Raw genomic sequence first — 12,406 nt, forward strand, 5'->3', positions numbered from 1 at the left:
TCCGAAAGCCTTATAGTTCTTCTTCTGACTATCATAGTTCTTTCCCATACGTGCAAGGAAATTCTCGATGCCGCTCCATGAGCAGGTGAAAGAACCTGCGGAAGGCTTCCAAGAGAAGTTGCCCTGACCGTTCTGATTCCAAACTTCCCAGTCGAATCCGCCTATACTGCCTTTATCCTGATAGTCGGCAGCATGAACAGCAGGGATCGCAGGAACACTTGAAGCGATCATAAGTGCTGTAACACTTGCACTGACCAACTTCTTAAAGATGTTCTTTTTCATGTAGATCATTCCTCACTTTCATTACGTCATAATAATGATTTCCTTAAACAACTAAGGAAAAGCGCAGGAGCACGATCCTGCTCCTGTGTCCCTCCTCTTCCTCAGCTTCTGCTTCTATTTTATTACTTTTCTGTGAACTATTCAAGTCAAAATTTGCTAACAATTTGAGCTCTTGCTCATTTTTTGCTCTTTTTGTACATATTTATCTTCATACATTGCGCATTTTTATACATTCTAATGTGAATCGGCTCCAAATAGGCGTTTTCAGCTATATATCGGCGTTTACATATTGTATTTTTGTTCCAAGATATTACTGTTTCGAGCCTGTTTATCATGCCGAGGATATAACATTTTATGCTAAAAATTTCCTTTGAAATACCATGATTATTCACATTTAGAGCATAATTGGCTGTACAAATCAAATGATTAAATACGAGTTGTAGTACTTTTAATTATTATATATTTTTCTCTGTCGGTCTGCACAAACAAAAACTGCATTTCATGTGACTTTCTACAAAATTCTCTCAAACTCTTTATTTTTCACATAAAAGTGTTATAATATAGATAGGTGTTTAAACTATTTATTATGAGGGGATAATATGGCTTATGACAAAATAAAAAAGGTTGCTGTTGTCGTTTCAGCTCTTGACGAAGAATATCAGTACAACATTTTGCGCGGCATAAATCGCTTCGCCCACGAAAAAAAGCTGAATATCTCCTACTTCGCCGCTTTCGGCGGAATGGTCAGCAGCAAAAAATTCGACATCGGCGAATACAGCATTTACGATCTTATTGATTATGCCAAATTTGACGGCATCCTACTTATGCTCAATACCTTCGGCGACGCTGACATGAGAGCTAAAATAGTTAGCAGGATAAGTGCCTCGGGCAAGCCTACTGTCGTATTTGAAAGCAAGGAAAATCCCGATTTCTACGATATAAGCATCGACAACTTCTCGGTCATGAAGAAGCTCGTCAACCATATCATACAGTTCCATGGTGCAAGGACGCTGAACTGCATCACGGGTCCTCTCGCAAACACCGAAGCCCGCGTAAGATACGATGCATTCTGCGCCGCAATGGAAGAAAATGGTCTGAAAGTCGAGAAGGAGCGCGTCTTTTACGGCAATTTCCGAAGCTATGACGGCAAAAAGGCTATAGAACAGTTCGCCGAAACAGGTCTGCCGATGCCCGATGCTTTCATATGTGCAAACGACAGCATGGCTCTCACGGTTGTCTCTTCGCTGGAAAAACTGGGCTACAAAGTCCCTGACGATGTCATGGTCACCGGCTTCGACAATACATTCAACGCAAGGAACTCCTTCCCTGCTCTCACAACTATAAAGCGCCCACTGGTTCAGGCAGGTTACAAGGCTTGCAGTCTCCTCTATGACATTATGGAAGGCATTAATACGCCGAAAAGCATCGTTCTCGATGCTGAGCCTGTTTTCTCGGAAAGCTGTGGCTGTTCGCAGGAAACTGCCGACGATCTCAGGGAGTACAAAAAACGTACTTACCGGCAGATCGAGAATACAAACAACAATATCCACGCCCTGAATCGCCTCACCGCAGGTCTTGCAGAAGCCGAGACAGCTTCCGCAGCGCAGAATGTGCTGAGGCAGTGTGTAAGCGACCTTGAGCTTGATAAGTTCTGCCTGTGTCTCAGCGAGGACTGGCAGGATTCCTTCTCAGCCGCTCACCACGTTTACACGGGGACAGGCTACTCAAAATACATGACCGCCCCCTTCATATGGGAAAAAGGCGAATGCAGGCACGTTTCGCTTTTCCCGAGCAGCGATATGTACCCCGAAGGCTTTGGCAAAGGCGGAGATATAAACTATTTCCTGCCACTGCACTTCGGCGACCGATGCCTCGGCTATTACATAATCACTAACAGCGATTTCCCTACATCAAGCCTGCTGTGCCATACCCTTACCATGAACCTGAGCAACTCTGTGGAAAACTTTCGCAAGCTCTACCACCTCAACAAGGCTATGGACGAACTCAACCGTCTTTACGTAATCGACCCTCTGTGCAGCATCTATAACCGCAACGGCTTCATGAATATCACCGACGATATGTTCAAGGAATGCGTCGCTCACAAGAAAAAGATCATGCTCAGCTTCATTGATATGGACGGTCTGAAATATATCAACGACAATTACGGCCATAATGAAGGCGATTACGCTATCCAGCGACTCGCAGGAGTTATCAGGGAATGCTGCGGCACTAAAGGCATTTGCGCACGTTTCGGCGGAGATGAATTCGTTATCTTCAGCCCCAACGCTGATGAAAACGATGCCAAGACCATCGAAAGACGCTTCAGCGATTCGCTTGAAAAGGTCAACAAGCTCATAAACAAGCCATATTCCATCTCGGCAAGCATCGGCAGTATCGTCACTATCGCAAAAAAATCCGATACATTATATACTATTATAAATCAGGCTGATGATAAGATGTACGAACACAAAAAACAAAAAAAGCCGCCCGAAAGGACGAGAAGATATGAAAAAGCCGCTGTGGTAACAGCGGCTTTCAATCTATCAAAAATCTATATTTATATAAGGAACGCCTTCTCTTACAAGGCGTTCCCTCTTAAAAAACAGTCCACTGGACTGTTTTTTAATTCACCCTTTGCGAGGCGCTTTGTAACTGTGGGGCTTTGCCCCACACCCCACCAGAGGCGCTGCCTTTGGACTCTGCCAAAGGAACACAGTCCCTTTGGAATCCCGTTATTAGCAAAAGCTAAATTTTTACGCTTTTCTGAATCCAAGACACTGGACAGTTGCAATGGTATTCCCAAGCTCGTCATGTATCTTTACATCATAACAGCATATCGTCCTGCCGTCCTTGACAAGCTCAGCCTCCGCTATGATGCGCTCGGTCTTCGGCACTCCTATGAACGAAGCGTCGCAGTTGAGCCCCACAACGCCCTGCTGCTGCCAGTTTGAAGCAACTGCAAAGGCAAAATCCGCAAGAGTGAAGTATACTCCTCCCATAACTCCGCCGACAGCATTCTTATGATGCTCGTTGAGAACAAGGCTCACCTTTGCATAATGGTCGTCTATCTCGTCGATAACTGCTCCCATTTCAGTCGCAAAACGGTCATTTCTGAACAATTCGCGCACCTTTTCAAGTGTTTCAATATCAGCCATAAATTATCTCCTGTTTTCGTATTCGCTTCTTAGTATTGAGAAAAAATGTCTGCCGACGTACTCGCCGTCCATGAAGAAGTAGTCCCTGAGAGTGCCCTCATATGTCAGTCCGCACTTCTCGATGACTTTCCTTGAAGGCTCGTTGATCGTCTTGCAGCATATCTGAACTTTGTGCAGGTTCATCTTGTCAAAGCCGAATTCAATAACGGCTTTTGCAGCTTCTGTTGCATATCCCCTGCGCTGGAATTCCTGACCGATACAGTACTCTATCTCGGCAAAATGATTCTTGCTGTCCACAAGGAAATATGCTATCTGACCGATGCACTCGCCGCAGTCCTTCTCGATCACAGCCCAGCGGTAGTAGTCCTCACGACTGTAGTTACCGATGTACTTGTCGAGCAAGCCGTTCACCTCTTCTTTAGTACGATAAGTAGGCTCGGCGTACATGATCTGGACCTTTTCATCGCTCGCCCAGTTTCTGAAAACTGCATCGCAGTCGCAATATTCAAATCGTCTGAGTATAAGTCTGTCTGTTTCTATGGCCTGTGTTCCGATGTGTGTCAGCATATTAATTCTCCTTAATAAATTTTCCCCTCATTTTGAGGGGAAATTCTGTCTTATACAAGCTGTGACATATCATAAAGTCCTGCCGGCTTATCCTTGAGGAATACAGCAGCATTTACCGCACCTGCGGCAAAAACGGTCTTTGATGCAGCGGAATGAGAAAGTGTGATAACCTCGTCATTTCCTGCGAAAATAACGTCGTGCTCGCCAACGATAGTGCCGCCGCGTATAGCGTGCATACCTATCTCGGACTTTTCACGCTTCTGACGGCGTGAGTGACGGTCGTAAACGTAATGTTTGGAGTTGTCGAGAGTTTCGTTTATAGCATTTGCAAGCATGATAGCTGTTCCGCTCGGAGCATCTATCTTCTGGTTGTGGTGCTTTTCAACTATCTCGATATCAAACTGGTCGCCCAGCACGGAAGCTGCCTTCTTTGCAAGCTCAACAAGGAGATTGATACCGAGAGACATATTGAATGTAAAGAATACAGGGATCTGCTGTGCAGCAGCCTTTATCTTCGCAGTCTGCTCGTCGTCGTAGCCTGTCGAACCGATAACCAGCGGTGTACCTGTGGAAAGACAGTAATCGAGAAGGCTGTCAAGTAAAGCAGGATTAGAGAAATCTATGATAACATCGGGCTTTACGGGAAGCTGTGCGGGAGTTTCAACTATTGGAAAATCCGCATACTGCTTTGTATAGATATCAACGCCGCCAACAGTCTGACAGTCGTCACGGGCTTCTATGCAGGCATTGATATTTTTGCCCATTTTGCCGTTAGCACCGCAAATAGCAATATTTGTCATGTTTTACACTTCCTTTTTTAATTCGGAATGCGGAATTAGGAATTCGGTGTTAATGTGTCCCTGACGGGACAGATATCAATTCCGAATTAAGCATTCCTAATTCCTAATTACTTGATGAGTTCGTGCTTTGCAAGTGTAGCTCTGAGCTTTGCACTGTGCTCGTCTGTCATCTCGCAGAGAGGCAAACGGCATGGACCTGCATTCCAGCCGACCATATTCATTGCTTCCTTTACAGGGATAGGATTTACCTCGATGAACAGGTCATTCATGAGATCGAGGTACTTGAGCTGGAGCTTCATTGCCTCTGCAAAGTTGTTGTCGAGACAGAGCTGCACCATATCGTGCATTTCCTTTGGTATAACATGAGAAGCAACTGAGATAACTCCCTTGCCGCCAAGTGACATTACAGGAACTACCATATCATCGTTGCCGCTGTAGATGTCTATATCATCGCCGCACTCAGCCGCAAGCTTTGCAACATAGCTGATATTGCCGCTTGCTTCCTTGATAGCAGCGATATTCTTGTGCTTTGCGAGCTCCTTGACAGTTGCAACATCGAAGCCGCAGCCTGTTCTGCTGGGAACATTATAGAGTATTATCGGGATATTTACAGCATCTGCGATCGCTGTAAAGTGTGCGATAAGTCCCTTCTGTGTTGCCTTATTGTAATAAGGTGTAACGTGGAGAAGAGCATCTGCGCCTGCTGCTTCGGCTTCCTTTGAAAGCTCTACTGCGTAGTGTGTATCGTTGCTGCCTGCACCTGCAATAACAGGAACTCTGCCTGCAACGTGCTTTACAGCGAACTTGATACAGTCGCGGTGCTCGTCGTCTGTCATGGTTGCGGACTCGCCTGTAGTTCCGCAGATAACGACAGCATCTGTGCCCTTTTCGATCTGGTCGTCGATAACTCTGCCGAGTTCGTCGTAATTGATAGAACCGTCAGCATTCATTGGAGTGATTATAGCAATTGCTGCACCGGTGAAAATAGTGTTCTTCATAGACTCAATTCCTTTCGTCTAATTCGGAATGCGGAATGCGGAATTCGGAATTGATATTCCAGACCGCATTTCACGATTCCATTTAGTCTTTTTGGTGTTTAGTTATTGCAACAAGAATACTTATAATTTCTTGGCAATCTGAATATATCCCATCAAAGAACCTGTCTTCTATATAACCGCTTTCATTTAATAACTCAAGCCAGTATTCAGTTTCACTTGCTTCTTTGAGAGAAATATTTAATTTTGAATAAAAATCAGCCTTGCTCTGTCCGCGAAGCGCCTCTTTTATGTTAGCACCTATACTTGTACCGCTTCGCAAAAGCTGCTTTGACATAACAAATTCTTTTTTCTCTTTAACGAGATATTGGTAAAGCTTTATACATCTCAGCGCAAATGCTTTACTTTTAGATTCAACAGCATTGTTCTACATACAATAATTCTGAATTACGAATTCCGCATTCCGAATTAATCAAAGTATCCCTTTGCTGCAAGGAGTTCAGCAAGAAGAACGCCGCCGCCTGCTGCACCTCTGAGTGTATTATGTGAAAGGCATACAAATTTATAATCGTACTGTGAATCCTCACGAAGACGACCTGTTGATACTGCCATACCGCCTTCAAGGTTTCTGTCAAGCTTAGCCTGCGGACGGTTATCTTCCTCAAAGTAGTGAATGAACTGCTTTGGAGCGCTTGGGAGCTCGAGTTCCTGCGGAACGCCCTTGAAGTCAGCCCAGAGCTTGAGGATCTCTTCCTTGGAAGGCTTGTTCTCAAAGCTTACGAATACTGCTGCTGTATGTCCGTCAGAAACAGGCACACGGAGACACTGTGTCGTGATGTTTGGAGCTGTTGCCTTTACGATCTCGTTGCCCTTGATCTCGCCCCATACCTTGAGCGGCTCCTGCTCAGACTTCTCTTCCTCACCGCCGATGAACGGGATAAGGTTATCTACCATCTCAGGCCATGTCTCAAAGTTCTTGCCTGCGCCTGAAATAGCCTGATAAGTACAAGCGAGCACGTTCTTCAGACCAAACTTTCTGAGTGGGTGAAGTGCGGGAACATAGCTCTGGATAGAGCAATTGGACTTAACTGCGATAAAGCCTCTCTTTGTGCCAAGTCTCTCGCGCTGAGCCTTGATGATCTCGATGTGCTCGGGATTTATCTCAGGCACTACCATAGGAACATCAGGTGTGAATCTGTGTGCGGAGTTATTGGAAACGATAGGACACTCAGCCTTTGCATAAGCCTCTTCAAGTGCCTTTATCTCGTCCTTCTTCATATCAACGGCACAGAAGCAGAAATCTACCATGCCTGCGATCTTCTCGATATCGTTTGTTGCGTCAAGAAGTACCATATCCTTCATAGCTGCGGGCATTGGAACAGCCATCTTCCAGCGGCTGCCTGCTGCCTGCTCATATGTCTGACCTGCGCTTCTTGGTGAAGCTGCAAGCACCTTTACATTGAACCACGGGTGATTTTCGAGCAGAGTTGCAAATCTCTGTCCTACCATACCCGTTGCGCCTATAATACCTACATTATACTGTTTCATATTGACCTCTCCTTAAAAAAAATGCATAAAATAACAAAAACCGGTTGCAAACCGGCTCATCATGCGTTATAATAGAAATGTTGACATATCATAGAATAAATATGCCGATAGCTCTCCATCAAAAGCATGATGACAGCTGCAAGCCTATTGAGCATACAGCCAGAACTGAATTTACCAAAGACAGTCCTTCGGCGGCATTGCCTTTCGCTGAACACCATCGGACAGGTCGTCCCGTGTGCAGTTACTTTTCGCAGCCGCGCCTCTACCTTGTTTACTATAATAGCACTTTAACTTTGTGTTGTCAATACATTCTTGAAATTTTATTTACGCATAACAAACTTTTTGCGTGATAAGATGAAAAAGCCCACGCCTCGGTCAATAAGCTGACTGACGGCTAAGATCATTCAAAAGGAGCATATATGTTCAAACTTCTTAAAACTGACAATAAAGCCCGCCGCGGAACATTCGAGACTGTCCACGGCACATTCCAGACCCCGTGTTTCATGAACGTTGGTACTGCCGCAGCTATCAAGGGCGGTATATCCTCCGTTGACCTGAAGGGTCTGAAAACTCAGGTAGAGCTGTGCAATACCTATCACCTGCATCTCCGTCCGGGAGACCATATCGTTAAACAGATGGGCGGACTTCACAAGTTCATGAACTGGGACAAGCCCATACTTACCGACAGCGGCGGATTTCAGGTGTTCTCACTGGCAAAGCTGAGAAAGATCAAGGAGGAAGGCGTTTACTTCGCGTCGCATATCGACGGACACCGCATATTCATGGGGCCTGAGGAAAGTATGCAGATACAGTCGAACCTCGCTTCAACTATCGCTATGGCTTTCGATGAATGTATCGAGAACCCCTCCCCTTATAAATATGTTGCCAACTCCATTGAGCGCACCACACGATGGCTGATACGCTGCAAGGAAGAAATGGAGCGCCTCAACAGTCTCCCCGATACCATAAACAAGCACCAGATGCTTTTCGGCATCAATCAGGGCTCGACCTTTGACGACCTCCGCATAAAGCACATGGAGGATATCGCTAAGCTCGACCTCGACGGCTACGCTATCGGAGGTCTTGCCGTGGGAGAAGCTACCGAGGAGATGTACCGCATAATCGACGTGGTAGAGCCGTTCATGCCCGTAAATAAGCCCCGTTACCTCATGGGTGTGGGCACTCCTTCCAATATCATCGAAGCCGTTGCCCGCGGCGTTGATATGTTCGACTGCGTAATGCCCAGCCGAAATGCCCGTCATGCCACTGTTTTCACATGGAGCGGCATAATGCACCTCGGCAACAAGTGCTACGAGACCGACCCGCGTCCCGTCGATGAGCAGTGCGACTGCCCGACCTGCCGCAATTTCAGCCGCGCTTATATCCGCCACCTCTTCAAGGCGAATGAGCAGCTCGCAGGCAGGCTCGCCGTACAACACAACCTCTATTTCTACAACACCCTTACCGAAAAAATACGTGAAGCTATCGACGAGGACCGCTTTGAGCAGTTCCGCGGAAAATACTCACAGCTTCTCGCAACAAGAATATAATATCACGGCAATGCGCCGATCTACGGAGTTTATATGAATACTTTTCTGTTTATACTTATGCTTGCGGTCTCTGCCGCTGTAACCTCGGTTTTCCTTCACGAAATGAAGTGCAGTCTGCAAGGCACTGACCGATCAGCAAAAAAGCTGAAAAATATCCGCAGCCTCTCACGGGGAGCAGCTGTTCTTCTGATATTTATTGCTGCTGCGGAAGCACTCGGTATCATAAAATGCGATACCTATAACGGAGCCTTTACATTCCTCGGTGCGACCGCCGGTCTTTCCTTCCTCATATGCACCCTTAACAAGAAAAAGCGCTCCCATACCGCCGTTACAGCGGTAAAAGCCATTCTCCTCGCGTCCGTACTGGAAGTCACACTGTTCAATATCCCAACATTCCGTATGTGGTTCGGCAGTTACGGCGAAATGAGTTTCTCTGCTAATGAGATCGAAGCTTCCGAAGCCGATATCCGCGAGGGCAGCAGCGATATAGCCGTTGTCGGTTCACGCTCCACTGTATTCACCTTCGAGAATATCAACGAGGAGATAACAAACGTCTGTGTTGACGTTGAGTTCGGCAGCGATACCAAAGCCGCAAAGCTCTACGTTGATGCAATGGACGTTACCCGCACCACAGACTACCGCCTTTCTATAGCCGAGGGTACTCTCGTAAAGGATAAGCCTCACTCCAACTATACTCAGATCCACCTTTCAGGCGCTGTGAGCAATATGAGACTGTCCGTGATGCCGCTCGACAACGGCATCGTATACATCAAAGGCATTACCTTCAACCACCAGATACCTATGGATATCTCCTGGGCAAGATTCCTGCTCATAGTATTCGGCATCTGCTTCTGGCACCTCATGACAAAGAGCAAGACCATGCAGCGCAGCTTCTCGAAAAGCGGAAAGCTCTGCCGCACTGCAGCTGTCATTATCACCGATATCGCCTGCTTTGCTGCGGTCATGATAACCTTTACGAAGCTGGATACCACTTCTATCACCAATATCATGCAGCGAAAAGCAGGCAACCAGATGACGCAGGAGCTGGTAGAAGCCTTTGAACACGGCAGCACCCATCTCCTCGATGCTCCTAAAGATGAGCTGAACAGCTTCGCTACTCCCTACGACAGCGACGCTCTGGACAGAGAGAATATCCCCTACAACTGGGATCATGTTTACTTCGATCAGCAGTACTTCAGCTACTACGGAATCGCTCCCGTCGTACTTGTTTTCCTGCCGTATCACCTTATAACAGGCTATTTCTTCCCCGATGCGATGGCTGTGCTGCTCTTTGCGATAATCGGTATCGTGGGACTTACAAAGCTCTATATGGAGTTTCTCCGCAAGCTCTTCCCGAAAACTCCGGCAGGCATTGCTATTGCTGGGCTTATACTGATACAGACTGTCAGCGGTGTATGGTTCAGCATCGGCAGACCGCAATTCTATGAAATTGCTATGTCCGCAGGCTTTGCTGCTCTGACATGGGCGGTATACTTCATGCTTACGGCTAATATCATCGGTACAGGCAAGATATCCCTCCCGAGAACAGCGATATCCTCACTGATCTTCGCAGTGTCTGTGCTCTGCCGCCCGACACTGGTGCTCTACTGCATAACTGCCGCGCTCTTTATGATATACGCTATGCCAAGAATGAACGAAACACCGAAAAAAGGCAGCGCAAAGCTCTTTACAGCCGCAAGTTCACGGTATCTGCTCTGCGCACTGCTCCCTATGGTCTGCATAGGAATGGTGCAGATGTGGTACAACTACGACCGTTTCGGCTCGCCGTTCGAGTTCGGTATACAGTACTCCCAGACTATCAACGACTTCACAAAGACACAGTTCCACCCACGCCTTTCATGGGTAGCAATATACAACTACTTCTTTAATCCGCCGCGATTCTCGGCAACTTATCCTATCGTCGATACCGAATTCCAGTTCATGAGTGCAGGCGGCTACTTCTACGCCGACCTCAACTCCACACGAAATACTTCGGGTCTTTTCTACCTCGCTCTGCCCATGTTTGCCTACCTTCTTTCCGGAAAAGCTCTCAAAAATATCCCCGGAAGAAAAAACAAACTGGTAAAAACAGCTTATGTCGCTATCCCATGTCTGTTTATCCCCTTCGGGATCGTTGCTTCTGTATGGGAGAGCGGCTACGCTGTCCGCTATATGGCTGACTTTGCGTGGCAGTCGCTCCTCGGTGCTTACGCTGTGCTCTTCTTCATCTACAGCAAGCTTACCGACGAGACAAAGAAAAAACTTGTCTTCCGCTTTATGTGGTTCTCGGTAATGTGGGGGCTTGTCGTTGCGGGAGTTCAGGAATTCAATCAGGCTTTCCGCTACGATGTATACACCAGAGACTTTCCCGAAATGGCTTACGAAGTGCAGAGAATGTTTGCCTTCTGGACATGATGTCCGTATAAAAACACTTACTCTTACTTAAAAAGGAGATCAGAATATAAATGGAACTTCTGAAATCAGATTTTTACTACGAGCTTCCCGAGGAGCTTATCGCTCAGACTCCTATCGAGCCGCGAAATGCCTCCCGTATGATGTGCGTAAACCGTACTACAGGTGCGATAACTCACGATCACTTCTATAATCTATGCGATCACCTCAAAGAAGGTGACTTGCTGGTAATGAACGATTCCCGTGTTATCCCTGCCCGTCTTTACGGTGAAAAGATCGGCAACCAGACTTTTATCGAATTCCTGCTTCTTGAGCAGAAGGGCGATAAGCTATGGGAGATAATCTGCCGTCCCGGCAAAAAAGCTAAAGTGGGTACCCGCTTCTCATTCGGCGGCGGAAGGCTCACTGCCGAAGTTATCGAGGTCAAGGACGACGGAAACCGTATCGTACAGTTCCAGTGCGAGGGAAACTTTTTCACCGCTCTGGAAGATGTGGGACAAATGCCCCTCCCGCCGTACATCAAGGAAAAGCTCGAAAACCGCGAGCGCTACCAGACCGTTTATTCAAAGGAACTCGGTTCTGCGGCTGCTCCTACAGCAGGTCTGCACTTCACACCCGAAATGCTGGACGATCTGCGCTCACGGGGAATAAAGACCGCTTTCGTGACGCTGCACGTCGGTCTGGGAACATTCCGTCCCGTCAAGGAAAACAACGTCCTCGACCATAAAATGCACAGCGAACACTATTTCCTGCCAAAGGAAACTGCTGACCTTATCAATGAGACAAAGAAAAACGGAGGAAGAGTCATCGCAGTCGGCACTACTACCTGCCGTACCCTCGAAAGTGTTGCAAGCTTTTACGGTGATATCTCCGAACACGAGGGATATACAGACATATTTATCTATCCCTCATATAAGTTCAAGTGTATTGACGGACTTATCACAAATTTTCACCTGCCCGAAAGTACGCTTATTATGCTTGTCTCCGCTTTCATGGGATACGAAAACACTATGAACGCCTATAGGACTGCTGTCGAGGAGCGTTATCGCTTCTTCAGCTTCGGAGACAGTATGTGCATACTCTGAAATCTTATTTAA

General features: G+C 46.8%; 8 protein-coding genes, 3 pseudogenes and 1 riboswitch. Of the genes and pseudogenes, 4 read left to right on the forward strand and 7 right to left on the reverse strand.

Features of this window, described 5'->3' with window-relative positions:
• Positions 1-282: pseudogene (locus tag K6G33_RS05880) on the reverse strand (glycoside hydrolase family 11 protein); the annotation flags it as partial.
• Positions 283-881: 599 nt separating this feature from the next.
• Between K6G33_RS05880 and K6G33_RS05885 the strand changes: the two are divergent.
• Positions 882-2,753 (forward strand): annotated as a pseudogene (locus K6G33_RS05885) (GGDEF domain-containing protein); the annotation flags it as partial.
• Positions 2,754-3,035: 282 nt separating this feature from the next.
• Here K6G33_RS05885 and K6G33_RS05890 read toward each other — a convergent pair.
• The 6 genes and pseudogenes from K6G33_RS05890 to asd all read right to left on the reverse strand — a co-directional run bounded on the left by K6G33_RS05890 (position 3,036) and on the right by asd (position 7,347).
• On the reverse strand, positions 3,036-3,437 hold the full coding sequence (locus tag K6G33_RS05890; protein ID WP_296777284.1) for a PaaI family thioesterase: 402 nt from the start codon (positions 3,435-3,437) through the stop codon (positions 3,036-3,038).
• Between the two features lie 3 nt (positions 3,438-3,440).
• Entirely contained in the window at positions 3,441-4,004 is a 564-nt protein-coding gene (locus tag K6G33_RS05895) for a GNAT family protein (protein WP_296777285.1), read from the reverse strand.
• A gap of 50 nt (positions 4,005-4,054) precedes the next feature.
• Positions 4,055-4,804 (reverse strand): 4-hydroxy-tetrahydrodipicolinate reductase, encoded by a 750-nt coding sequence (dapB, locus tag K6G33_RS05900; protein ID WP_296777287.1) that lies wholly within the window; start codon positions 4,802-4,804, stop codon positions 4,055-4,057.
• A 107-nt stretch (positions 4,805-4,911) separates the two neighbouring features.
• Positions 4,912-5,802, reverse strand: coding sequence for a 4-hydroxy-tetrahydrodipicolinate synthase (dapA, locus tag K6G33_RS05905; protein ID WP_296777289.1), 891 nt, complete (start codon positions 5,800-5,802; stop codon positions 4,912-4,914).
• 82 nt (positions 5,803-5,884) lie between these two features.
• Positions 5,885-6,205, reverse strand: a pseudogene (locus K6G33_RS05910) (four helix bundle protein); the annotation flags it as partial.
• A gap of 62 nt (positions 6,206-6,267) precedes the next feature.
• A complete protein-coding gene (asd, locus tag K6G33_RS05915; protein WP_173449461.1) occupies positions 6,268-7,347 on the reverse strand; it encodes an aspartate-semialdehyde dehydrogenase in 1,080 nt (359 codons plus the stop codon).
• Between the two features lie 100 nt (positions 7,348-7,447).
• Positions 7,448-7,620: riboswitch (Lysine riboswitch) on the reverse strand.
• A gap of 146 nt (positions 7,621-7,766) precedes the next feature.
• Between asd and tgt the strand changes: the two genes are divergently transcribed.
• The 3 genes from tgt to queA are packed head-to-tail and all read left to right on the forward strand — an operon-like array spanning position 7,767 to position 12,394.
• Complete coding sequence (tgt, locus tag K6G33_RS05920; protein WP_173449462.1) at positions 7,767-8,897, forward strand: tRNA guanosine(34) transglycosylase Tgt; 1,131 nt, start codon at positions 7,767-7,769, stop codon at positions 8,895-8,897.
• 33 nt (positions 8,898-8,930) lie between these two features.
• Entirely contained in the window at positions 8,931-11,312 is a 2,382-nt protein-coding gene (locus K6G33_RS05925; RefSeq protein ID WP_296777292.1) for a hypothetical protein, read from the forward strand.
• A 50-nt stretch (positions 11,313-11,362) separates the two neighbouring features.
• Complete coding sequence (queA, locus tag K6G33_RS05930) at positions 11,363-12,394, forward strand: tRNA preQ1(34) S-adenosylmethionine ribosyltransferase-isomerase QueA (RefSeq protein WP_296777295.1); 1,032 nt, start codon at positions 11,363-11,365, stop codon at positions 12,392-12,394.
• Positions 12,395-12,406 lie beyond the last annotated feature (12 nt).

Source organism: Ruminococcus sp. (assembly GCF_024691275.1).
In the GTDB taxonomy this organism is placed as follows: Bacteria; Bacillota; Clostridia; order Oscillospirales; family Ruminococcaceae; genus Ruminococcus.

Excerpts from the sequence above, each read along its gene's own strand:
- dapA (WP_296777289.1), bottom strand. The coding sequence starts at position 5,802 with ATGAAGAACACTATTTTCACCGGTGCAGCAATTGCTATAATCACTCCA.
- asd (WP_173449461.1), bottom strand. The coding sequence starts at position 7,347 with ATGAAACAGTATAATGTAGGTATTATAGGCGCAACGGGTATGGTAGGA.
- K6G33_RS05925 (WP_296777292.1), top strand. The coding sequence starts at position 8,931 with ATGAATACTTTTCTGTTTATACTTATGCTTGCGGTCTCTGCCGCTGTA.
- K6G33_RS05890 (WP_296777284.1), bottom strand. The coding sequence starts at position 3,437 with ATGGCTGATATTGAAACACTTGAAAAGGTGCGCGAATTGTTCAGAAAT.
- K6G33_RS05895 (WP_296777285.1), bottom strand. The coding sequence starts at position 4,004 with ATGCTGACACACATCGGAACACAGGCCATAGAAACAGACAGACTTATA.
- dapB (WP_296777287.1), bottom strand. The coding sequence starts at position 4,804 with ATGACAAATATTGCTATTTGCGGTGCTAACGGCAAAATGGGCAAAAAT.
- tgt (WP_173449462.1), top strand. The coding sequence starts at position 7,767 with ATGTTCAAACTTCTTAAAACTGACAATAAAGCCCGCCGCGGAACATTC.
- queA (WP_296777295.1), top strand. The coding sequence starts at position 11,363 with ATGGAACTTCTGAAATCAGATTTTTACTACGAGCTTCCCGAGGAGCTT.